The 21866-nt window shown below is 28.9% G+C and carries 18 protein-coding genes; 4 read left to right on the forward strand and 14 right to left on the reverse strand.

Features of this window, described 5'->3' with window-relative positions:
- Window positions 1–7 precede the first annotated feature (7 nt).
- The 10 genes from ACJJVK_RS05885 to ACJJVK_RS05930 form a co-directional block, all read right to left on the reverse strand.
- Window positions 8–1609 (reverse strand): SulP family inorganic anion transporter, encoded by a 1602-nt coding sequence (locus ACJJVK_RS05885; RefSeq protein ID WP_215994613.1) that lies wholly within the window; start codon window positions 1607–1609, stop codon window positions 8–10.
- A gap of 82 nt (window positions 1610–1691) precedes the next feature.
- Entirely contained in the window at window positions 1692–1991 is a 300-nt protein-coding gene (locus ACJJVK_RS05890) for a hypothetical protein (RefSeq protein ID WP_405564123.1), read from the reverse strand.
- Window positions 1992–2059: 68 nt separating this feature from the next.
- Entirely contained in the window at window positions 2060–2812 is a 753-nt protein-coding gene (locus tag ACJJVK_RS05895) for a tetratricopeptide repeat protein (RefSeq protein ID WP_405564125.1), read from the reverse strand.
- Between the two features lies 1 nt (window position 2813).
- Window positions 2814–4634, reverse strand: coding sequence for a BatD family protein (locus ACJJVK_RS05900; protein WP_405564128.1), 1821 nt, complete (start codon window positions 4632–4634; stop codon window positions 2814–2816).
- Window positions 4635–4691: 57 nt separating this feature from the next.
- A complete protein-coding gene (locus tag ACJJVK_RS05905) occupies window positions 4692–5525 on the reverse strand; it encodes a tetratricopeptide repeat protein (RefSeq protein WP_405564130.1) in 834 nt (277 codons plus the stop codon).
- A gap of 5 nt (window positions 5526–5530) precedes the next feature.
- Window positions 5531–6577, reverse strand: coding sequence for a vWA domain-containing protein (locus ACJJVK_RS05910; RefSeq protein ID WP_405564132.1), 1047 nt, complete (start codon window positions 6575–6577; stop codon window positions 5531–5533).
- A gap of 70 nt (window positions 6578–6647) precedes the next feature.
- Complete coding sequence (locus ACJJVK_RS05915) at window positions 6648–7658, reverse strand: vWA domain-containing protein (RefSeq protein ID WP_405564135.1); 1011 nt, start codon at window positions 7656–7658, stop codon at window positions 6648–6650.
- A complete protein-coding gene (locus tag ACJJVK_RS05920; protein WP_405564136.1) occupies window positions 7642–8556 on the reverse strand; it encodes a hypothetical protein in 915 nt (304 codons plus the stop codon). The genes ACJJVK_RS05915 and ACJJVK_RS05920 overlap by 17 nt, the downstream gene beginning before the upstream one ends.
- Window positions 8556–9425, reverse strand: coding sequence for a DUF58 domain-containing protein (locus ACJJVK_RS05925; protein WP_215994620.1), 870 nt, complete (start codon window positions 9423–9425; stop codon window positions 8556–8558). The genes ACJJVK_RS05920 and ACJJVK_RS05925 overlap by 1 nt, the downstream gene beginning before the upstream one ends.
- A 97-nt stretch (window positions 9426–9522) precedes the next feature.
- The gene (locus ACJJVK_RS05930; protein WP_215994621.1) at window positions 9523–10512 is read right to left on the reverse strand and encodes a MoxR family ATPase; all 990 of its coding nucleotides are present in this window, start codon (window positions 10510–10512) and stop codon (window positions 9523–9525) included.
- 131 nt (window positions 10513–10643) lie between these two features.
- Between ACJJVK_RS05930 and ACJJVK_RS05935 the strand changes: the two genes are divergently transcribed.
- The 4 genes from ACJJVK_RS05935 to ACJJVK_RS05950 all read left to right on the forward strand — a co-directional run bounded on the left by ACJJVK_RS05935 (window position 10644) and on the right by ACJJVK_RS05950 (window position 18282).
- The gene (locus ACJJVK_RS05935; RefSeq protein ID WP_405564138.1) at window positions 10644–11207 is read left to right on the forward strand and encodes an RNA polymerase sigma factor; all 564 of its coding nucleotides are present in this window, start codon (window positions 10644–10646) and stop codon (window positions 11205–11207) included.
- Between the two features lie 90 nt (window positions 11208–11297).
- Window positions 11298–12287: a FecR family protein gene (locus tag ACJJVK_RS05940; RefSeq protein ID WP_405564141.1), complete on the forward strand. Its 990-nt coding sequence runs from the start codon at window positions 11298–11300 to the stop codon at window positions 12285–12287.
- Between the two features lie 20 nt (window positions 12288–12307).
- Entirely contained in the window at window positions 12308–15244 is a 2937-nt protein-coding gene (locus ACJJVK_RS05945; RefSeq protein ID WP_405564143.1) for a TonB-dependent receptor domain-containing protein, read from the forward strand.
- Between the two features lie 161 nt (window positions 15245–15405).
- Window positions 15406–18282, forward strand: coding sequence for a TonB-dependent receptor (locus ACJJVK_RS05950; RefSeq protein WP_405564146.1), 2877 nt, complete (start codon window positions 15406–15408; stop codon window positions 18280–18282).
- Window positions 18283–18331: 49 nt separating this feature from the next.
- Here ACJJVK_RS05950 and ACJJVK_RS05955 read toward each other — a convergent pair whose 3' ends face one another.
- From ACJJVK_RS05955 to ACJJVK_RS05970, 4 genes are read right to left on the reverse strand one after another with little or no spacing between them, the layout of a single operon-like run.
- On the reverse strand, window positions 18332–19096 hold the full coding sequence (locus tag ACJJVK_RS05955; RefSeq protein WP_405564147.1) for a UDP-2,3-diacylglucosamine diphosphatase: 765 nt from the start codon (window positions 19094–19096) through the stop codon (window positions 18332–18334).
- Window positions 19097–19111: 15 nt separating this feature from the next.
- The gene (locus ACJJVK_RS05960) at window positions 19112–20683 is read right to left on the reverse strand and encodes a S41 family peptidase (protein WP_405564150.1); all 1572 of its coding nucleotides are present in this window, start codon (window positions 20681–20683) and stop codon (window positions 19112–19114) included.
- Window positions 20676–21101 (reverse strand): dCMP deaminase family protein, encoded by a 426-nt coding sequence (locus ACJJVK_RS05965; RefSeq protein WP_215994628.1) that lies wholly within the window; start codon window positions 21099–21101, stop codon window positions 20676–20678. Before ACJJVK_RS05965 ends, ACJJVK_RS05960 begins: the two co-directional genes overlap by 8 nt.
- A gap of 57 nt (window positions 21102–21158) precedes the next feature.
- Window positions 21159–21740 carry a HupE/UreJ family protein gene (locus tag ACJJVK_RS05970; protein ID WP_405564152.1) on the reverse strand — a complete coding sequence of 194 codons (582 nt, stop codon included), beginning with the start codon at window positions 21738–21740 and terminating at the stop codon, window positions 21159–21161.
- Window positions 21741–21866: the final 126 nt, after the last annotated feature.

Raw genomic sequence — 21866 nt, forward strand, 5'->3', positions numbered from 1 at the left:
ATTTGTTTTAACTTAAACTGATATTAGACTTTGGGTTTTCATTAAAAAACTTAAAAAAGCTTTCTGGGTTTTCTAAAACACCTCTTTTAGACACTAATTTAATATCAATATTTCTTTCTTTTGCTTTAAAAAGAAAATCATCTAAAATTTCTATAATATCATTATCCAAATATCTTGTAGCTATTAAGTTTATTTCTAGATAAGTATCTTTTGGTAAACTATCTAATTCTTTTAAAATAGCACCTTTGTTAAAAAAGGTAACTTCTTCTGCAAGAGTCATTTTAATTTTATGTTTTCCATTACTCTTATCTTCAATATGTAAAAAGTGTGAGTTTTGGTAACTCTTTATTAAAATAACAATTATACCAACTAATAAACCTAAACCAATTCCGTATAATAAATCTATAAAAACAATACCTAAAACAGTTATTGTAAATGGTATAAATTGTTTCCATCCAAGATCGTACATTTTTTTAAATAATGCTGGTTTTGCTAATTTAAAACCTACAATAAATAAAATTGCTGCTAAAACAGAAAGAGGAATTTTATTTAAAAGTGTTGGAATTAAAATTACTGAAATTAATAATAAAAGACCATGAATAATCGCTGCTAATTTTGTTCTACCTCCAGATTGTATGTTAGCAGAACTTCTAACAATTACTTGTGTTATTGGCAAACCACCAATAAGACCAGAAATTATATTACCTGTACCTTGAGCAAATAATTCTCTATTTGTTGGTGTTACATTTTTATGCGGATCTAATTTATCTGTAGCTTCTACACACAATAAAGTTTCTAAACTAGCTACTAGAGCAATTGTAAAGGCTGTAACCCAAATTGTAGGGTTTGTAATTGCAGAGAAATCTGGAAAATTAAATTGACCTAAAAAGCTGTTAAAATCGTCTGGTACAGGAACAGCAACTAAGTGATCTGCAGAAATATTCATATTACTGTCTTTGGTAAAAATATAAAAGATTATACCCACAGCAACAGCAACTAAAGGTCCTTGTATAATTTGAAAAATCTTTCCTTTTTTAGATAATACATTAGACCATAAAAGTAATATTAACATAGATATTAATGCAATAACTGTTGCACCAATACTAACATTACCACTAATTAAAGCGTTTATTGCTTTTAATAGTTCTGTTAAGGTGTTTTCACCATCTATTTGTAAAAAGGCAAAATCTCCTTGAGGATCTTTGTCCATACCAAAAAAGTGAGGTATTTGTTTTAAAATGATAATGATTCCAATACCTGTTAACATTCCTTTTATCACTGATGATGGAAAGTAATACCCAATAATTCCAGCTTTTAAAAGACCAAAAATTAATTGAATTACTCCACCTAAAACTACAGCAACTAAAAAACTTTCGTATCCTAAATTTTGTATTGCAGTAAATACGATAGCAGCTAAACCTGCTGCTGGTCCACTAACGCCAATTTTAGAGCCAGAAAGTGCACCTACTATAGTACCACCAATAATTCCAGCAATTAAACCAGAAAATAATGGGGCTCCACTTGCTAATGCTATACCTAAACATAAAGGTAGTGCTACAAAAAACACTACAATACTTGCAGGTAAGTCATTTTTTAAATATTTAAACATTGTATAATATATTATTTCTAAATTTTATTATTTAGATAGATTTGTTAAAAAAAAAAGATAATGATGTAATTGTTCTATGAAATTAAAACAATTGTTTTGGTGGTGGAGTATTTACTTCTAAGTATTTAGAAGCATATTTATGAAAAGAAACAATAGTTTTGCTTCTTTTTAAGTAAATTTTTTCTGAAAACGTAGGTTTGTTTTCAGAGGTATTTATCTTAATTTCAAAATCTTTGGTAGCTTCTTCTTTGTTTTCTTCTTCTTCGTTTAAATCAATAAATATAGCAACCTCCTTACTATCATCTATTAAAGAAATAAGAGATGGTACTATGAGATAGCCTAAAAGAATGGCTGTAAAAAAATATACAATTAAAGATTTCAATGAAATAGCCTTTATTTTTATGCAAGATAGTAAGAAAAATAAAATGTATTGTTAAATAAAGAACAAAATTAGTTGAGGTCTTTTACCTCGTCAGCAATAATCCAACCGAGTTTACCATCTGCTATTTTAATTTTTTTCCAATCATCTATAGCGTCTAAAACCACAACTTTTGTGCCTTCGTGTAAAGTGAAAACTTCTTCAGAATTTAAAGTGGGTGCATTTCTTATCTCTGTTTTTTCAGCAAAAATAATTGCTACTTTATTGTTTTTGGCAAAAGTATATTGGTTGTAAGTTATAAAAAAAGAAAATATTAAGAAGATAAAACTCAATGAACTCGTTATAAAATAAAAACGTTTTTTTGATGGAGTTGATGCAAAATAGAAGAACAAAAAGAAAATACCACCTAAAAAAGAAAATACTATTGCAACTATTGCCCATTGATTGTAAGACAGTTTCTGCAATATATTAATGTTAATTTTCTGAAATACAGTTTTAGGAAGCTCTTCAATATTATCTAAAGCCAATCGTTTTGCAAAAACTAGATTGTTCTGTACATCTTCATTTAAAGGGTTTAAAAGTAAAGCTTTTTCGTAATAATAAATAGATGGTCCAACTTTGTTAAGTTTATAGTAAGCGTTTCCTAAATTATAAAATAATTCGGATGACACTAAACCTTGGTTTTCTATTTTTTTATACAATTCAACAGCTTCTGCTAATTGCTCGTTTTTGTATAATTCGTTTGCGCTTTTAAAAAGTTCTTCTGTGTTTTGAGCAACCACAGAATTGGCAATTATCAATAATAAAAAAAAGATTTTTTTCATCTTATAACTGTTTATCTAATTCAACGATTACTTGTTTAGCTCTTTCAAACTCTTGCTTCATTTCTGTATCTGTTACAGGTGTATAACGTGCAAAATCAGAAGCTTTTAAAACATCTATAAATTGCTTAATAGTTGTTTCATCTATATTTTTTTCTGCTAAAATTTTAGTTATATTTTCTTTACTGATGTCACTCGTTTCAATATTTAACTTTGCTTTTAAATAGTTATGTAAAGCACGCTCTAAAGCTTCATAAAAAGCCTCTTTTTTACCTAACTGCTTTTGAGCTTCTGATAAATATTTTCTAGCTAATTTTTCTGCTTTTCTTAATTTAATTCCAACAACATCACTATTACGCTTTTCGTTGTTTCTGGCTATTAAAATACCAATAGGAATCATTAACAAAGGCAATAAAAGTAAGATGTAAAACAAGTAAGATTTGTAAAAATCTTTGGTTTCATTGGTTACAAAATCACTCTGTGTTTGTATGTATCTAAAGTTTTTACCTGTAGAAACTACTGCTTTTTTATTTACAGAATTAGAGTTACTTGTTACTAGTTCTTTGCCTTCTGTAACATCAACATATAAATCGTCTGTATTTATTATTTCGTATTTTTTAGACTTAGGATTAAAATAAGAAAAACCAACACTTGGCAACTTGTATTTACCTTTATATTGTGGTACAACAGTATAGGTGTCAGTTACAGAACCAGATAAACCATCTGTAGCAATTCTTACATTTTCTTTTCTTTCTGGTTGATATTTTTCTAATTCTGTAGGTGTTTCTACAGTTGGTAATTCAAATAATTTAAGGTTTCCTTTACCAGAAACTGCCACTTTTATTTGCGAAGATTCATTTGCTTTTAATACTTCTTTACTTAAAGAAACATCAAAATTAAATTGACCAACAGCGCCAGTAAAATTCTCTGGTTTGCCTTCTAGAGGTAAACTTTTAGGGCTTATTATTTTTTTAGCAGATGCAAATTCTTTCCTTATGTTTTTTGTAATTACGTTTCCAAAAAAATCAGCTCTACCTGTAGGAACTCCAATTACAATATCCATTTTCATTGGATCTAATGAGAGTTTACCTGTTTTAGTAGGTATTAAAAGCGCTTTTTGAAGTACAATATATCTATAATCTTCGCCATTGTATTTTCCCATTTTTACAGGAAAACCATTTACTTTTATTTCTTGATTCCAAAAACCATTGTACTGAGGTGCTTCTGTTACAGAAGTATCGTAAACACTTACGTTTTCGCTAACATACAATCTGTATTCTACATAAATACCTTCGCCTACATAAGGTCTAGATTTAGATATTTCTGCAACTAAATGAATATTTTGTTGCGCAATGTAATCTGGGTCATTTGGGTTTTCTGGTATATCTATTGGGTCTAAAACAATAATTTTCATCATTTTAGAATTAATAGTAGCACCATTGTATTTTATGCTTGCTGGGCCAATAATAAGTTCTCCTTTTCTTTTGGGTTTTAAGATGTATGTGTACGATTTAGAAAAACTTACTTTACCATTTACCCATGATTGATTAATAAGGTGGCTAGGCCCTTGAATAACTTTAAAATTGGTAAATTTTGGTGGTGTAAAATCGTCTGCACCTTGTTTATTTACAGAAAATTCTATTCTTAAACGTTGGTTTAACCCTAGTTTGTTTTTACTAACATTTACTTCTAATTCCGTGTTTTGGGCATAGAAAGAAAAGGTTAGTAAGCTAAAAAGTAAGAGTAAAAAGCCCTTTCTAACTCCACCAAAAGCGAAGAAAGTTTTATTTAAAAAAAGCTTCTTAATATAATTTTTATAATTCATAACAGATTCTCAAAAGTATGATTTTTCTTCTCTTTAAATAACAATTAAAGAAAGGTGTTACCAATCTTTTTCTTGTTTTATTTTTTTGCCTTTTGCTTTTTTGGCATTCATTTTCTTTTGTGTCTTTTTTTCCTCGTTGTTTAAGCTTTCTAACAACTGCTTAATTTGTTGAGGAGACATTTTTCCTTGTTGTGGTTTAGGCTTTTGTTGCTGATCTTTTTTATCATCTTTATTAGGATCTTTGTTTTTGTCTTTATCCTTATCGCCTTTACCATCTTTATCCTTGTCGTCTTTATCTTTTTTGTCTTTATCATCATCACCATCCTTCTTATCTTTATCTTTGTTTTTGTCGTCTTTATCCTTATTATCCTTGTCTTTTTTGTCCTTATTGTCTTTGTTATCTTTATTATCGTCTTTGTTATCCTGGTTTTGTTTGTCTAACAATTTTTGAGCAACTGCCAAATTATAACGAGTTTCATCATCATTTGGGTTGTTTCTTAACGAGTTTTTATAAGCATCTACTGCTGCTTGATAATTTTTGGTTTCCATCATAGAATTACCTAAATTATGGTAAGCTTCTGCTTTAGAAGATTTATCCTCGGCAGTTTTTGCAGAAAGTTCGTATTGAGGTGCAGCTTCTTTAAAGTTTTTATTTTGATATAAAGCATTTCCTAAATTGTAGCTTGCTTTATCGTAACTAGCATTATTACCTAGCGCTTTTTGATAGGCAACAGAAGCGTCTGTAAATTGTTTTTGTTCGTACAATTTATTGCCTTGTCTTACCATTTTTCTTGCCTTACGTTGCTGGGCAATTGAATCTTTTTGTGCTGTAATTTCTTTTGATGAAAACAGCATTAAGCAAATAACGAGTATGTTTAAAAATATTTTCATTTTAATTATTTTTTTGTTTTTTCATCATTAAATAAATCTACTTTTCTTACCCATTTTGTTTTTTTATCAAACAAGAAAACATCTAAGAGTAAAAACAGTATAGCAATGGCTAAAAACCATTGAAATTGATCTTTATAATCAGAAAACTGTTTTGTTTCAAATTCACTTTTTTGAGCATTGGCAATAATTTCTGTAATCCTTTTTACAGGTTCTTCAGTAATATTACCATCAATATATCTTCCATTAGCAGCATCAGCAATATCTTCTAAAACTTCTGGTGTACGTTTTGTAATTACGGTTTCGCCTTTATTGTCTTTTTTGTAGCCAATCATAGAGCCATTTACACGCATAGGAATTGGCCCTCCTTTTTCTGTACCTACACCAATTGTATAAATCTTTACACCTTCATTAGACAAATTTTGTGCCACTTGTTTTGTTTCTTCTTGATGGTCTTCTCCATCAGAAATAATAATTAAAAAACGATTGGTTTGTTCATCATTATTATAATAGGTTTTTGCTAATTCTAAAGCTTCATTTATGGCAGTTCCTTGGCTAGAAACCATATCTGGATTTGCATTTTGCAAAAACATATTTGCTGCTGCATGATCTGTAGTAATTGGTAAAAGCGGATAAGAATTACCTGCATAAATAATTACACCAACTCTATCTGAGCCTAATTGATCTATAATTTTAGAGATTATCTGTTTTGCTTTTTCTAATCTGTTAGGTGCAATATCTTCTGCTAACATACTTTTAGAAACGTCTAAAGCAAAAACAACATCTACACCTTCTCTTTTAACAGTTTTTAGTTTAGATCCCATTTTAGGATTTACTAATGAAATAACTAAAAAAGCGATACCTAAAATTAGCATTACCAGTTTTAGGGTGTTTTTAAATACTGATGAATTTGGTGCTATTTTCTTTAATAACTCAGGATTAGAAAATTTACTTTGTGTTCTTTTCTTCCACCATAAAACCAATAAGTAAATAACAATCATTATAGGTATGATTGCTAAGGCGTAAAAATAAATTGGTTCTTCTAAACGATACATAAAAGTGTGTAATTGTTGTATTTTGTAACTTTTTTAACTACTTATTTTGCGTTTTTAGATATTTATCAATCTAAATAAAACTCTTAAATAACGTGTTTCTTAACAAGAATTCTAAGATTAATAAACCAATTGCTAAAAAGACTAAATCTCGATACATTTCTTGGTAATTATAATATTTAAATTCTTCTATTTTAGTTTTTTCAAGCTTATCAATTTCGTCATAAATTTCTGCTAATTTATCGTTATTGGTTGCTCTAAAATATTTTCCATTAGTTTCTGATGCAATTTCTTTTAACAGAGCTTCATCAATTTCTACTTGTTGTTTTCTAAAATTTAACTGACCTGTTCTTGGATCTTTACTCCAAGGAAAATCTGCCATTCCATTTGTACCAATTCCAATAGTATATACTTTTATGCCTAATTCTTTGGCTAATTCTGTTGCAGTTCTTGGGTCTATATTTCCTGAATTGTTTACACCATCAGTCAATAAAATAATAATTTTACTTTTGGCTTTACTTTCTTTTAGTCTGTTTACACCAGAACCCAAACCCATTCCTATTGCTGTTCCTCCATCTAATTGGCCCCACTGTAAACGATCTATTGTTCTTTTTACAATACCTTTATCGCTAGTAATTGGTGTTTGTGTAAAGCTTTCTCCTGCATAAACTACAATTCCAATTCTGTCATTAGGTCTTTTATTTACAAAAGTAACTGCTACTTTTTTTAGTGCTTCTAATCTATTTGGTTTTAAATCTCTAGCTAACATACTTGCAGAAACATCAATTGCCATAACAATATCTATACCTTTATTGGTTTTTGTTCTTTTGCTAACAGAAACATTTCTAGGTCTTGCTAGTGCAACTATAATTGCTGCTATAGCTAACAATCTTAACACATATAAAATTGGTTTTAATTTTGATAAAAGCGATGATTTTGCTTTAAAACCTTTTATGCTAGGCACTGTTAATATTGCAGCATCTTTTTTTCTGGCAAAAAAATACCAAATGGCTAAAAGTGGAATTAACACTAACAACCAAAGAAACTCTGGATTTAAAAATTCAAAATTATTCCAATTCCTCATCTTTGCTTATTGGTTTTGGTTTTAAATTATGTACAACTTCTTCTGCATCTTTTCTATCTTCTTCAATTTCTAAAGCCATAGGCTTAGATTTTGCAAATTTCACTAAATCTGCTTCTTTAAATAATTCTTTAAGTTTTTTAATGTTTTCTTTAGTTGTATTTATGGTATCTGCATCATGAAAATCATTTAATACTTCTATAATTTCATCAGAAGTTTTTTCTAAAGCAGGTACTTTTAATTCACGTTCTATATAACCACGAATAATGTCTGTTAATTCGCTATAATATTGTTTTACTTGATTGTTTTGCCAAAGTAATTTTTCGTCTAACTCATTCAATTTGTACATAGCTTCTTCATAAGGAGCCAATGCAACATAAGTTGGGTCTTCTTCTTCAACTTTTCTTTTTCTGATAACAAACCAGTAAATCCAGAAACCAATAATTAATAAAGCTGCAATTAATAAATAGATGTACAATTTATAATCATCGAAAACTAAAGGTTCTTTTTTAATCGATTTTATTGGATATTTTTTGACCACTGTTGTATCTATAGCAACTGTAGCTACATTTACTAATAGAGAATCTGTTAAATAGGCTTGATTTCTAACAAAAACTTGTTGCTGAGGTATGTAAAACGCACCACTATCAAAACCTGTTAAAACATATTTTTGAATTAACATATAGTTAAGCGTATCTACTTTTGCAGAGTCTATTACCTCTAAACCTTTTAATTGTAGTTTTGGTAGAATTACGTTTTCTACATCTTTAACTGTAATTCGTAAATTAAACTGTTCACCAATTCTAATATTAGAAGTTTCTATTTGCGCTTTTACAATTGGGTCTTGGGCAAAGGCAACTGCTGAAATCAACAAAAAAATATGTAAAATGTATTTTCTCATTATCTTCCTTTATGTTTAAAATATCCTAATAATTTTTTCACGTAACTTTCGTCTACTCTTGTGTTTATGGTACCTGCACCACTTTTTCTAAAAGTACTGGTGTAATAATTTGTTAATCGTAAAGCGTTGGCTTTATAATTTGTTCTGATGGTTTTAGAGGATGTGTTTATCAATTGTACTTCTCCAGTTTCTGCATCTAACATTGGTACTACACCTAAATTCGGAATTTCCTCATCGTGTTTGTCATAGACTCTAATTCCTGTTAAATCGTGTTTACTACCTGCAATTTTTGCGCTTTTTTCGTAATCATCATCCATAAAATCAGATAACATAAAAACGATTGCTCTTTTCTTTAAAACACTAGATAAAAACTTTAAAGCAGCATCAATATTTGTTTTTTTGCTTTTTGGTTTAAACTCAATTAATTCTCTAATAATTCGTAAAACGTGACTTTTTCCTTTTTTTGGCGGAATAAAAAGTTCCACATCATCAGAAAATAAAACTAAACCTACTTTATCGTTATTCTGAGTTGCAGAAAAAGCAAGTGTTGCAGCAATTTCTGTAATAGTATCTTTTTTAAATTGGGTTGATGTACCAAATAATTCTGACCCAGAAATATCTACCATTAACATCATAGTTAATTCACGTTCTTCTTCAAAAACCTTAACATAAGGTTCATTGTAACGTGCTGTAACATTCCAATCTATAGTTCTAATATCATCACCAAATTGATATTGGCGTACTTCAGAAAAAGTCATACCTCGTCCTTTGAAAGATGAATGATATTCACCTCCAAAAATATCATTAGACAAGCGTTTTGTCTTAATTTCTATTTTACGAACTTTTTTAAGTATTTCTTTAGTATCCATTTTTGTAAGTATGCAGTTTGCAGTCTTCAGTTTACAATCAAAAAAAATCAGTTTTAAGCAGGTTTTACCTTTTAAAAACGGATTTAACTGAAAATTTCTATGGTACTTCTACTTCGTTTATAATTAGGTTAATTATTTCTACAGAAGTTACATTTTCTGCTTCAGCTTCATAAGTAATACCAATTCTATGACGTAAAACATCAAAAACAACAGCTCTAACATCTTCTGGAATTACATAACCTCTTCTTTTAATAAATGCATAACATTTTGCAGCTTTAGCTAAATTGATACTTCCCCTAGGTGAAGCTCCAAAACTAATTAAGTCTTTTAAATCTGCTAAGTTATATTTCTCTGGATAACGAGTTGCAAAAATAATATCTAAGATATATTTTTCGATTTTCTCATCCATATAAACTTCATTTACAACTTCTCTTGCTCTATTAATTTCTTCAACAGAAATTACAGGATTTACTTTAGCAAAACTACCAGATAAATTCTGACGCATTATAATTTGCTCGTCTAATAATTTAGGGTAATCAATAATTACCTTTAACATAAAACGATCTACTTGTGCTTCTGGTAAAGGGTAAGTACCTTCTTGTTCTACAGGGTTTTGAGTTGCCATTACTAAAAATGGTTCGTCTAATTTAAAGGTAGTATCACCAATTGTGGTTTGGCGTTCTTGCATTGCTTCTAAAAGTGCAGATTGTACTTTTGCTGGTGCTCTGTTAATCTCATCAGCCAAAACAAAATTTGCAAAAATTGGCCCCTTTTTAATTTCGAAGCTATTTTTTTGCATATTGTAAATCATTGTTCCAACAACATCTGCAGGTAATAAATCTGGTGTAAATTGAACTCTACTAAAAGAACCTTGTACTGCTTTAGATAAGGTGTTGATAGCTAGTGTTTTTGCTAAACCAGGTACACCTTCTAATAAAATATGTCCATTACCTAACAAACCAATTAACAAACTTTCTATCATTTGTTTTTGCCCAACAATAACCTTACTCATTTCTAGAGTAAGAATATCTATAAAAGCACTTTCTCTCTCTATTTTCTCGTTAATAGCTCTAACATCTACATCCATTGTGTGTAATAATTTAATATTAAATTTTTCAGATAAACAAAGCTACAATTTTAACAAAATTAATCTGTTAAAACAAGGTTAAAGATAATTCGTTATTTTTTTTTACATTAGAGGTTATTATTAAACGTGATATGAAAAAATTAACTGATAAATATATTTGGAAATCCTTAAAAAAAGGAGATTTAAATGCGTTTTCAGTTCTTTTTGAAAGTTATTATTCAAAACTTTATAATTATGGCTTAAAAATTTCAAAAAACGAGACTCTTACAGAAGATTCTTTACAAGATTTTTTCTTGTATGTTTATGAACATAGAGAGAATTTAAGCGATTTAGAAACTATTGCACCTTACCTTTTTTTATCATATAAACGCTTTTTAATGAGAATGATGAAAAAAAAATCAAGATTTAAATATTCAGATATTTCTAATGAAAATGTTGTTGATTTAGAGTTTACTGCTGATGAATTAATAACAAATCAAGAAACTGTAGCGTTTAATAATGCAAATCTAACGAAGTTATTAAACAACTTGCCTAAAAGACAAAAAGAAGCAATTTATTTAAAGTATTATAGTGGTTTGAAAGCAAGAGAAATATCCGAAATTATGAATATAAATTATCAAAGTGTAGTAAATTTGTTGCACAAAGGTATTAAGAGTTTAAAAGAGGATGTTTCTATTGCAAAATTATTTAACTAGCCTTTAACAGAAATTAAAGAGTATAAAAAAACAAAAGTAGTCTTATTATAATTATGAAGGATATTATGATTACAATGGATTGTTATTAAGATGACTAAAAGAAAATACAATGATATAAATGATTTTTTAGAAGATGAGTCTTTTGAAAACTGGGTATATCAAAAAAATGGTACAGATATTAACTTTTGGGAATTTTGGATAGCCAATAACCCAGATAAAAGTGATTTAGTAAACTCTGCTAAAGATTTAATTTTGGGTATATCTTTTAAAAATAATAATGTTTCTGAAGATAAAGTAGCATTAGAATGGCAAAAGTTACAATCTAAAATTAAGGCTAAAGAAGCAAAACCTAAGCAAAAAGTTATATTATTAAAAAAATTTAGTGTTGCTGCTACAATCTTAATAATTGTAACAACTGGGTTCTATTTTTTAAATAGAAACTCAAAGATTACACATAAAACACATTATGGAGAAATTTTAAAAGTAAAACTACAAGATGGTAGTGACGTTACTTTAAACTCCAATTCTAGTTTGTCTTATTATAAAAATGAAAGTAGAAAAGTCTGGTTATCTGGAGAAGCTTTTTTTAAGGTTGATAAAAAGAAAGTTACCAACGCAAAGTTTTGGGTTATAACCCAAGATTTATCTATACAAGTATATGGTACAGCTTTTAATGTAAGTACCAAAAAGAAAAAAACAGATGTTTTTTTAGAAGAAGGCGATATTTGGTTGTCGCTTAAAAATGGTGAGAAAAAACAAATGCTTCCAGGTAATTATATTTCTTATTCTGCCAAAGAAAATAGAGTTTTGGAAGATAAGGATATAGATAATTCTTCGCTAAAAACTTCCTGGAAAGATGGTACTTTGCTTTTTGAAAAGTTATCTTTGGAAAAAGCTATGGAAAAAATAGAAGAATCTTATGGCTATTCTGTAGTTTTTAAAGATGATAAAGCTAAAAATACTTTAATTACTGGAGCTGTGCCTTTAACAAATATAGATATTTGTATTGAGGCTATAGAAAAATCGGTAGATGTAACTATTATTAAAAAAGACAATAGTTTAATTATTAGCAAAAAATAGGTGTAACTTTATCTTATTAGATGATAAAAATAAATGTTCATAAAACTCTTTTATCATTTTTATTAATACTATTTATCTGCTTTAAAATAACTGGGCAAAATCAAGAGCAAAAACAAATTCCTTTATCTGTATTACTAAATAAAATTAGTAATAAACATAAAATATTTTTTACCTATAACGTAAATTTACTTTTAAATAAATTCATTTATGAAGAGGGTTTTAAAGATCTTTCTTTAGAACAATCTATTTCTTTATTAGAAAAAATAACTCCATTTGTAATCGATGATTTAGGTAATAACTATTATGTTGTATACTACAAAAAAGATGCAGAAAGTGCAAAGAGTAGAGAAAAAAATAAACTTATTTTAAGAAAAAATGTATCTGTAGATACCATTTATAAAGAGCAAAAAATTAAAGTAAAAGGCATTGTTTTAAGTTCGGATAATACACCACTTACTGGAGCAACTTTGCAAGAAGAATATTCTTTAGTTGGTATTACTACTAATAAAGACGGAATCTTTGAATTCGATATTCCAAAAAATAATTTAATTAAAGTTAGTTTTTTAGGACACGAATCTAAAAAGCTAACACTTACCGAAAATAAGTTTCATACAATAACATTATTAGCAGGTCAAGAATTAGAAGAGGTGCAGATTGTTGGTTCTAGAAATAAAAATAGAGTAGCAAATGACTCTCCTTTTGCCATAGATTTTATAGATTTAAAAAAAACAGCTTCTAAGAACAGTCAAGTAGAAGTAAATCAATTTTTGCAATATGTAATTCCTTCATTTAATGCAACAAAACAATCTGGTGCAGATGGCGCAGATCATATAGATCCTGCAACCATAAGAGGTTTAGGGCCAGACCAAACCTTGGTTTTAATTAACGGTAAAAGAAGACATCAAGCATCATTAGTAAATTTATATGGTACAAGAGGTAGAGGGAATTCAGGTACAGATTTAAATACAATACCAATATCTGCAATTAAAAGAATAGAGCTTTTAAGAGATGGAGCATCTGCACAATATGGTTCTGATGCTATTGCAGGTGTTTTAAATATTGTTTTAAAAGATTCAGACAACGAATTAAATGTAGGTTCTACAATTGGTTTTTACAATGCAGATACAGAAAGTATATTGCCAAATAAAACAGATGGATTTCTCTACAAATTAGCCTTAAATTACGGAACAAAAATAAATGAGGGTGGTTTTGTAAATATTACTACAGAAGCACTTTCTTCTGAAAAAACGTATAGAAAAGGTACAGAAATTAGAGAGAATTATGGGCAAGCAGGTATAAAAAATGTAAGTCTATTTTTTAATTCAGAAATACCAATTCATAATAACGCTAAGTTTTATGCAAATGGCGGTTTTAACTATAAAAATACAGAGGCTTTTGCATTTACACGTAAGGCTAATAGCGAAAGAAATGTGCTCGAAATTTATCCTGATGGATTTAATCCATTAATAACATCACAAATTGTAGATAATTCTTTTTCCTTTGGATTGATTACAAGTTTTAAAGATTGGAATATTGATGCCAACAATACTTTTGGTAGAAACAATTTTCAATATTTTATTAAAAATACTTTAAACGCAACTTTAGTCGAAAACTCCCCAACAGATTTTGATGCTGGTGGTCATCAATTGATGCAAAACACAACAAGTATTGATTTTTCTAAATATTTCCTAAAGGATAAATATGGATTTAATATTGCTTTAGGAGTAGAGCATAGGCTTGATAAATATAAAATATTTGCAGGTGAAGAAGCTTCTTATGAGTCTTATGATATTAATGGAAATGTTATAACCCCAGACACTCAATTTTCAGAATACCAAATGTTTAATGGAGTAATTAGACCTGGTGGTTCTCAAGGTTTTCCTGGTTATGCTATAGAAAATGAAGTAGATAGAGAGCGTTCTAATCTTGGTGTTTATGTAGATACAGAAGTTGATTTTTCTAAAAAATTTATGATTGCTGGTGCTTTACGATATGAGTATTACAGCGATTTTGGAAGTACTTTAAATTATAAACTTGCCTCTAGAATAAAACTAAATAATAAATTTAGTGCAAGAACCTCTTTTAGTACAGGGTTTAGAGCGCCATCTTTAGCTCAAATTTATTACAATTTAACCTTTACAAATTTTATTGGTAATGCAGCAACAGAATCTTTACTAGTTGCAAATAATAGTGCAATTGCTAGAAGGTTTAATATTGATAAATTAAAAGAAGAAAAAGCTAAGAATTTTAGTTTAGGGTTTACATCAAAATTAAGTTCAAATTTTAATATGGCTATAGATGCTTATTATGTGGCAATTAAAGATAGAATTATATTAAGTGGTAATTTTGATGCAAGTATTTTAGGAGGAAATATAGATAATGTTCAATTTTTTGCAAATGGTGTAAACACTAAAACTAAAGGAGTAGATTTAGTTTTAAATTGGCAAAAAAAATTAACAAAAGGATCACTTTCTTTTGATTTTGCTGGTAATATAAATCACATGGTTATTGATGAAATTAATAACAAAATGTTAGCAGAAGAAATTTTCTTTGGGCAAAGAGAACAACAATTTTTATTAGCATCAGCTCCTAAAAATAAATTTAGTTTTGGGGCTAATTATCAACTTAAAAAAATAACTACCGCTTTAAAAATAACGAGATTTAGTGAGGTTAAGCTAATTGATTGGCAAATAACTAATGATTTAGCAGATTATAATAACTCAGTTTCAGAAAGATTAACTGCAGCTACAGATACTTATAAAGCTAAAGTTACTACAGATTTGCATTTAGGATATCAATTAAATAAAGCTTTAAATCTGCAAGCAGGCGCAAATAACTTGTTTAATGTTTATCCTACAGAGCAAGATAATTTTACAGATAGTGGTGGTAAATGGGATGCTACACAAATGGGAGCTAATGGTGCTTTTTATTATTTAAAATTCAATATAAATCTATAAATATTAAATAGTTAATACAGTTTTATTAATTTCTTTAAAAAAAATTAATTTTTTTAGAGTATACTTTTTCTTTTTTTGTCTTCTTAAATAAAACAGCTCTTATCTTGTAATCTACAAATTAGGGGTGTTTAAATTTTATTTAACAATCAAATAACTTATTTATGAAACAAAAGTATCTTTTAAAATTAATGACGATTACTTTTATGTTTATGCTTCCTATTGGATTAATAGCACAAACTATAAAAGGGAAAGTAACTGATGCATCAGGGGGCGTTTTACCTTACATGAATGTATTAGTAAAAGGAACTACAAATGGAACTGTAACAGACGATAATGGAGAGTTTAGCGTTAACGTTAAAAGTTTACCAACAACATTAGTAGTGTCTTCTATGGGGTTTGCAACTAAGGTTGTAAAAGTTACATCAACTAAATACTTAACTATTATTGTAGAAGATGATAATGCTTTAGAAGAAGTTGTTGTAATTGGTTCTAGAAACCCAAATAGAACAGCTGTAGACTCACCTGTGCCTATAGATATTGTAAATGTAAAAGAATTAGCATTGAGTTCACCTCAAGTAAATTTAAATCAAATTTTAAATTTTGTTGCGCCATCTTTCACATCAAATACACAAACAATTTCTGATGGTACAGATCATATAGATCCTGCATCTTTAAGAGGTTTAGGGCCAGATCAAGTATTAGTTTTAATCAATGGAAAAAGAAGACATACTTCTTCTTTAGTAAATGTAAATGGTACTTTTGGTAGAGGTAGTGTAGGTACAGATTTAAATGCTATACCTGCTGCATCAATTAAAAGAATTGAAGTTTTAAGAGATGGTGCTGCTGCACAATATGGTTCTGATGCAATTGCTGGGGTTATAAATATTGTTTTAAATGAAACTGTAAATGAACTTTCTTTAAATGTAACCACAGGTGCTAATTTTAGTAAAAATGCAAACGGACAAACTGGTGGTGTAGATGGTGAAACTATTAATATTAGTGCAAATTATGGTTTGCGTATTGGCGAAAATGGAGGTTTTATAAATTTTACTGGAGATTTTGATTTTAGAGAAGATTACAGTAGAATGAAAGAATGGGAAGGAGATATTTTTAACCTTTACAATACTGTAGAAAGATTTGCTAGTAATGATGGTTATGATTTATCTCAATTATTAGACGATGATGTAAGTGATGTAATTCAGTATGCAAATGCTGCTGGTATTAATTTAAATGGAGCTTCTACAAAAGCAGATTTACAAACAGTTTTATCTGCAGATAATACTACTGCAGAATTAGCAGCAAGAGGTTTAGAGCGTAAAGATTTTAACATGAGAGTAGGGCAATCTAAAGTTCGTGGAGGTAGATTTTTTGCCAACTTTAAATTACCTTTAGATGATAATGAAACTGAAATCTATTCTTTTGCTGGTTTAGGTTCTAGAGATGGTAATTCTGCTGGTTTTTACAGATTACCAAACCAAAGTAGAACATATACACCTGCGTATATTAACGGGTTTTTACCAGAAATTAATTCTACAATTACAGATAAGTCTTTAGCTGTAGGTATTAAAGGTAAAATAGGTGAATGGAATGTAGATTTTTCGAATACTTTTGGTAAAAATTCATTCGATTATATTATTGGTAACACCTATAATGCGTCTATGGGTAATTCTTCTCCAACAACTTTTGATGCAGGTGGGTTTGCTTTTTCTCAAAACACAGTAAATTTAGATTTAAATAAATTTTTCGAAAATACGTTTGAAGGTTTAGGTGTTGCTTTTGGAGCTGAGTATAGATTAGAGAACTACGAAATTATTGCTGGTGAAACAGCTTCTTATTCACAATATACAGCTAATGGTGAAGCTATAACAACTTCTACACAAGTACCTTTAACAGACTTCTTTGGAGCTAGTAGACCTGGTGGATCTCAAGTATTTCCTGGTTTTAGCCCAAGTAATGAGTTAAGTAGAGGTAGAAATAGTGTAGCAGGTTATGTAGATTTAGATGCAACTTTATCAGAGCAATTCTCTTTAACTGCAGCTACTCGTTTTGAAAATTATTCAGATTTTGGATCTACAGTTAATTTTAAGTTGGCATCAATTTATAAAGTATCTGATAATTTTAGAATTAGAGCTTCTTTTAATACTGGTTTTAGAGCGCCATCTTTACATCAATTAAATTATAATGCAACTTCTACTATTTTCGATCAAAATGGAGATCCGCAAGAAGTTGGTACTTTTGCTAATGATAGTAGAGCAGCAAAATTATTGGGTATCCCTCAGTTAAAAGAAGAAACATCTAGTAGTTTTAGTGCAGGTTTTACTGCTAAATTACCAGAGTCTAATATTACATTTACTCTAGATGGTTATGTTGTTAATATAGATGATAGAGTTGTTTATACAGGGCAATTTCAAGGTCCAGGAACAGGTACAGAGTTAGATAATCTTTTAGCGCAAGCAAATGCTTCTGCAGCATCTTTCTTTGCAAATGCAATAGATACGCAGTCTAAAGGTTTAGATTTTGTAATTACACATAAAGCTGATATTGGTTCAAACTCTAGATTAACATCAGATTTATCTGCTACTTTATCTAAAACAGAACAAGTTGGTGACATAAAATCTTCTGAAGTTTTAAAGAATGCAGGTTTAGAAAGCACTTATTTTCCTGAAGATAGTAGAGTTTATTTAGAAGAAGCTGTGCCAAGAACTAAGTTTAACTTAACAAATAACTTTACTTCTGGTAAATTTAATATCTTTTTAAGAAACGTGTATTTTGGTGAGGTAACAGAAGCTACAACAGTTGTTGCAAATCAACAGGTGTTTAGTTCTAAGGTAGTTACTGATTTGTCTTTTGGTTATAAAGCGTCAGAAGATTTAACTTTAACTATTGGTGCCAATAACTTGTTAGATGTTTATCCAGATATGGCAGATGCTGCTTATGGTAACAGAAGTTCTGGACGTTTTGATTGGTCTAGAAGAGCACAACAATTTGGTATTAGTGGTAGATTTTTATTTGCTAGACTAAGTTTTAACTTAAAATAATTAGAAATATTTTTATAAAAAAGGCGACTATTTATATAGTCGTCTTTTTTTATTTTTGATATTTTAATAATTTAAATTCGTTACTGAATTCGCCGTAAGTAAAGTAGTTAATCCAATCTCCAAGATTAATGTATTTACTATTTTCATTTAGTTGAATTTCTAAGGGCAAATGTCTGTGACCAAAAACAAAATAATCGTAATGATTTGTTTCTAACTTGCGTTTGCAATATTGTACTAACCATTCTTTTTCTTCACCTAAAAATTTAAAGTCTTCATCTCCAGAAATCATTTTGTTTTTAACAGACATAAATTGACCTAATTTTACACCTAAATCTGGGTGTAACCATTTAAACATCCATTTAAATAAAGGAAACGTAAACACTTTTTTCATTCGTTTAAAACCTTTGTCTTCTGGCCCTAAACCATCACCATGACCAATAAATACTTTTTTATTGTTGATTATAAAAATTTGTGGTTTATGATAAACAGTTATGTTTAGTTCTTTTTCAAAATAGTCATTCATCCAAAGATCATGATTGCCTACAAAAAAATAAATAGGTATTCCAGAATCTCTAATTTCTGCTAATTTTCCTAAAACTCTAACAAATCCTTTAGGAACTACAGTATCGTATTCGAACCAAAAATCGAACAAATCACCAACTAAAAAAATGGCTTCTGCATCTTCTTTTATCAAGTTTAACCAAGCTACAAATTTCTTTTCGCGAGGAAAACTTTTTTCAGGAGTAGGAGCTCCTAAATGTTGGTCTGAAGCAAAATAGACTTTCTTATTTTTAGTAGTGTTAATTTTAATCATCTTTGCAAAGAAAAGCTATTCCTCTTTACTTTCCAACTCCAAAACTTTTTGTAGCATTTTGTCGTCTTTATGTATAATTCTATAAAAACCCACATCACCAAAAAGTACATTTGCAATAGATGCATTTAAGTATTTTTTTAAGCTTGTTTTGGTTTTAAAAGAAGGATTTGCTCTGTCTTTTATTTTTGATAAATAAGTGTCAAAAACAGAATCGTCTGTATCAAAACCCTCAGAAAAAGTATCAATTGTCCATTTTGATAATAAAGTTCTGTTATTATCAACATAATCAAAAGCAAAATTATTTACAGTGTTGTAATAGAAATTAGACATATAAGAAGTAGTATCTATGGCCACAAAAACATCAGGAATTATACCTCCACCACCATAAACTATTTTACCTTTTGGTGTTTTAAATTGTAAAGAATCAATTACTTTAATACTGTCTTTACTTAATAATTCTCCGTTTGCAATTCTATTTTGATAATCTTTTCTGTAATCTTTATCACCATTTTTAGCATATGGTTTTTGTATAGAACGTCCTGTAGGTGTATAATATCTTGCAGTTGTTAAACGTACAGCAGAGCCATCACCTAAATCCATTTCTATTTGCACTAAGCCTTTACCAAAAGATCTACGACCTATAATTGTACCTTTGTCATTGTCTTGCAATGCACCAGCCACAATTTCTGATGCTGAAGCCGAGTTTTCATCAATTAAAACATATAAGCCACCTTTTTCAAAAGAACCAATTGAGGTTGCAAAAAACTCATCAATTTGTTCTTTATTGTTTTTTGTGAAGACCATTAGTTTATCATCTTCTAAAAACTCATCTATAATTCTGTTGGCAATGTCTATAAAACCACCACCATTTCCACGTAGATCTAAAACGAGATCTGTCATTCCATCATCAATTAAACTATTAAGTGATGATTTAAATTCTCTGTACGTATTTCTAGCAAAACGATCTAATTTTATATAACCAATAGAATCGTTTATCATATAAGCTAAATCTACACTTTTAATGTTTACTTTTCCGCGAGTAATATCTACTGTAAATAAAGAATCGTTGCTTTTTCTATAAATTTGAAGTGCTACTTTGGTTTCTGGTTTCCCTTTTAAGTATTTTGGTACAATACCTGTTTTAAAATTTTTACCATATAAAGTATCATTATCTGCCATTAAAATTCTGTCTCCAGCTTTTATACCAGCTTTTATACTTGGTCCACCTTTAATGGGTTGTACTACTGTAATAGAATCTTTTATCATTCTAAACTGAACTCCAATACCAACAAAATTACCTTGCATGTTTTCTATGTTGGCTTGCTGGTTTTCTTTTGGTATGTATATAGAATGTGGATCTAATTTACCCAACATTTGTGTAATTGCTCCATCTAAAAGATCTTCTGTATTTACATCATCTACATAATCTTGTTCAATAAAATTAATAAGTTTTTTAATTTTTTGTTCTTGCGATTGGTTTTTAGAGAGCGATAATAAATTGTTTGAATTTCCTCCGAAAAACACACCAATTAAAATGCCTAAAACCACTGCAATTGCAAAATATATAGGTAAATTATTTTTATTCATAAGGTAAGTACTTAATTTCTACACCAGCTTTTTCTAAAAATTCTAATCCTGCTGGGTCTTTGTATGCATTTGCATAAACAACTCTTTTAATTCCTGCTTGATGTATCAGTTTGCTGCAATCTGTACAAGGAGATAAAGTTATGTATAAAGTAGCATTTTTTGCAGATTGTGTAGAGGATGCCACTTTTAAAATAGCATTTGCTTCTGCGTGTAAAACTTCCCATTTAGTTTTTCCTTCTCCATCTTCGCAGCAATTATCAAAACCAGTTGGGGTTCCGTTAAAACCATCAGAAATAATCATTCTTTCTTTTACAATTAAAGCACCAACTTGTTTTCTTTTACAATGAGATAATTTTCCCCATTCACGAGCCATCTTTAAATAGGCCATATCGTATTTTAGTTGCTTCTTTTCATTCATAAAAAACGAAATTAAAAAGATTTAAAGGATTAAGCCGTTAATAATTAGACAATTTTTTTACCAAAACACTCTGTCTACCATCATTTGTATAGCAAAACCAATTACAATCGATGAACAGACTAAAATCCAATCTCTTTTATCTACTTTTAATGGATTTTGAAATATAGTTCCTAGAATTAAAATACCTAAAACTATAATTATTTGTGCAACTTCAATTCCGAGAGCAAATTCAACTAAAGGCATAAGTTTATTTTCTTCTTGACCAATCATCATTCTAAAATAATTAGAGAAGCCTAAACCGTGAATTAGCCCAAAAAATAAGGCGAAAAATAAGTTCGTGTTGTTTTTTTTAGAAGATGAACTTTTGGAATTTAAAATATTTACAAAACCAGTAATAAAAATGGTTAACGGGATTAAAAATTCTATTAATTCAATACTAATATTTACAATTTTATAAGCAGATAACGCTAGTGTTATTGAGTGCCCAAGTGTAAATAATGTAACTAACCAGATTACTTTTTTTATTTCGTAATAAGTAAAAACAACAGCTAAAACAATTAAAAATATAATATGATCGTAAGCAGAGAAGTCTAAAACGTGATTTAGACCCATTTTAAAGTAAAGAATAAAATCTTCCATTTTTAAAATTTGAATTAATGAAAACCAAAGATATTAAAAACTGTAAGCGAATTAAATCAAAATTTAAGTTAAACCTTATAGGTTTTGTTAAAATTTAAAGAAAACAAAAAAACCGTAACAAATAAA

Origin of the sequence: Polaribacter sp. Asnod6-C07, from assembly GCF_045063625.1 — a bacterium.
GTDB classification, from domain to species: domain Bacteria; phylum Bacteroidota; class Bacteroidia; order Flavobacteriales; family Flavobacteriaceae; genus Polaribacter; species Polaribacter vadi_A.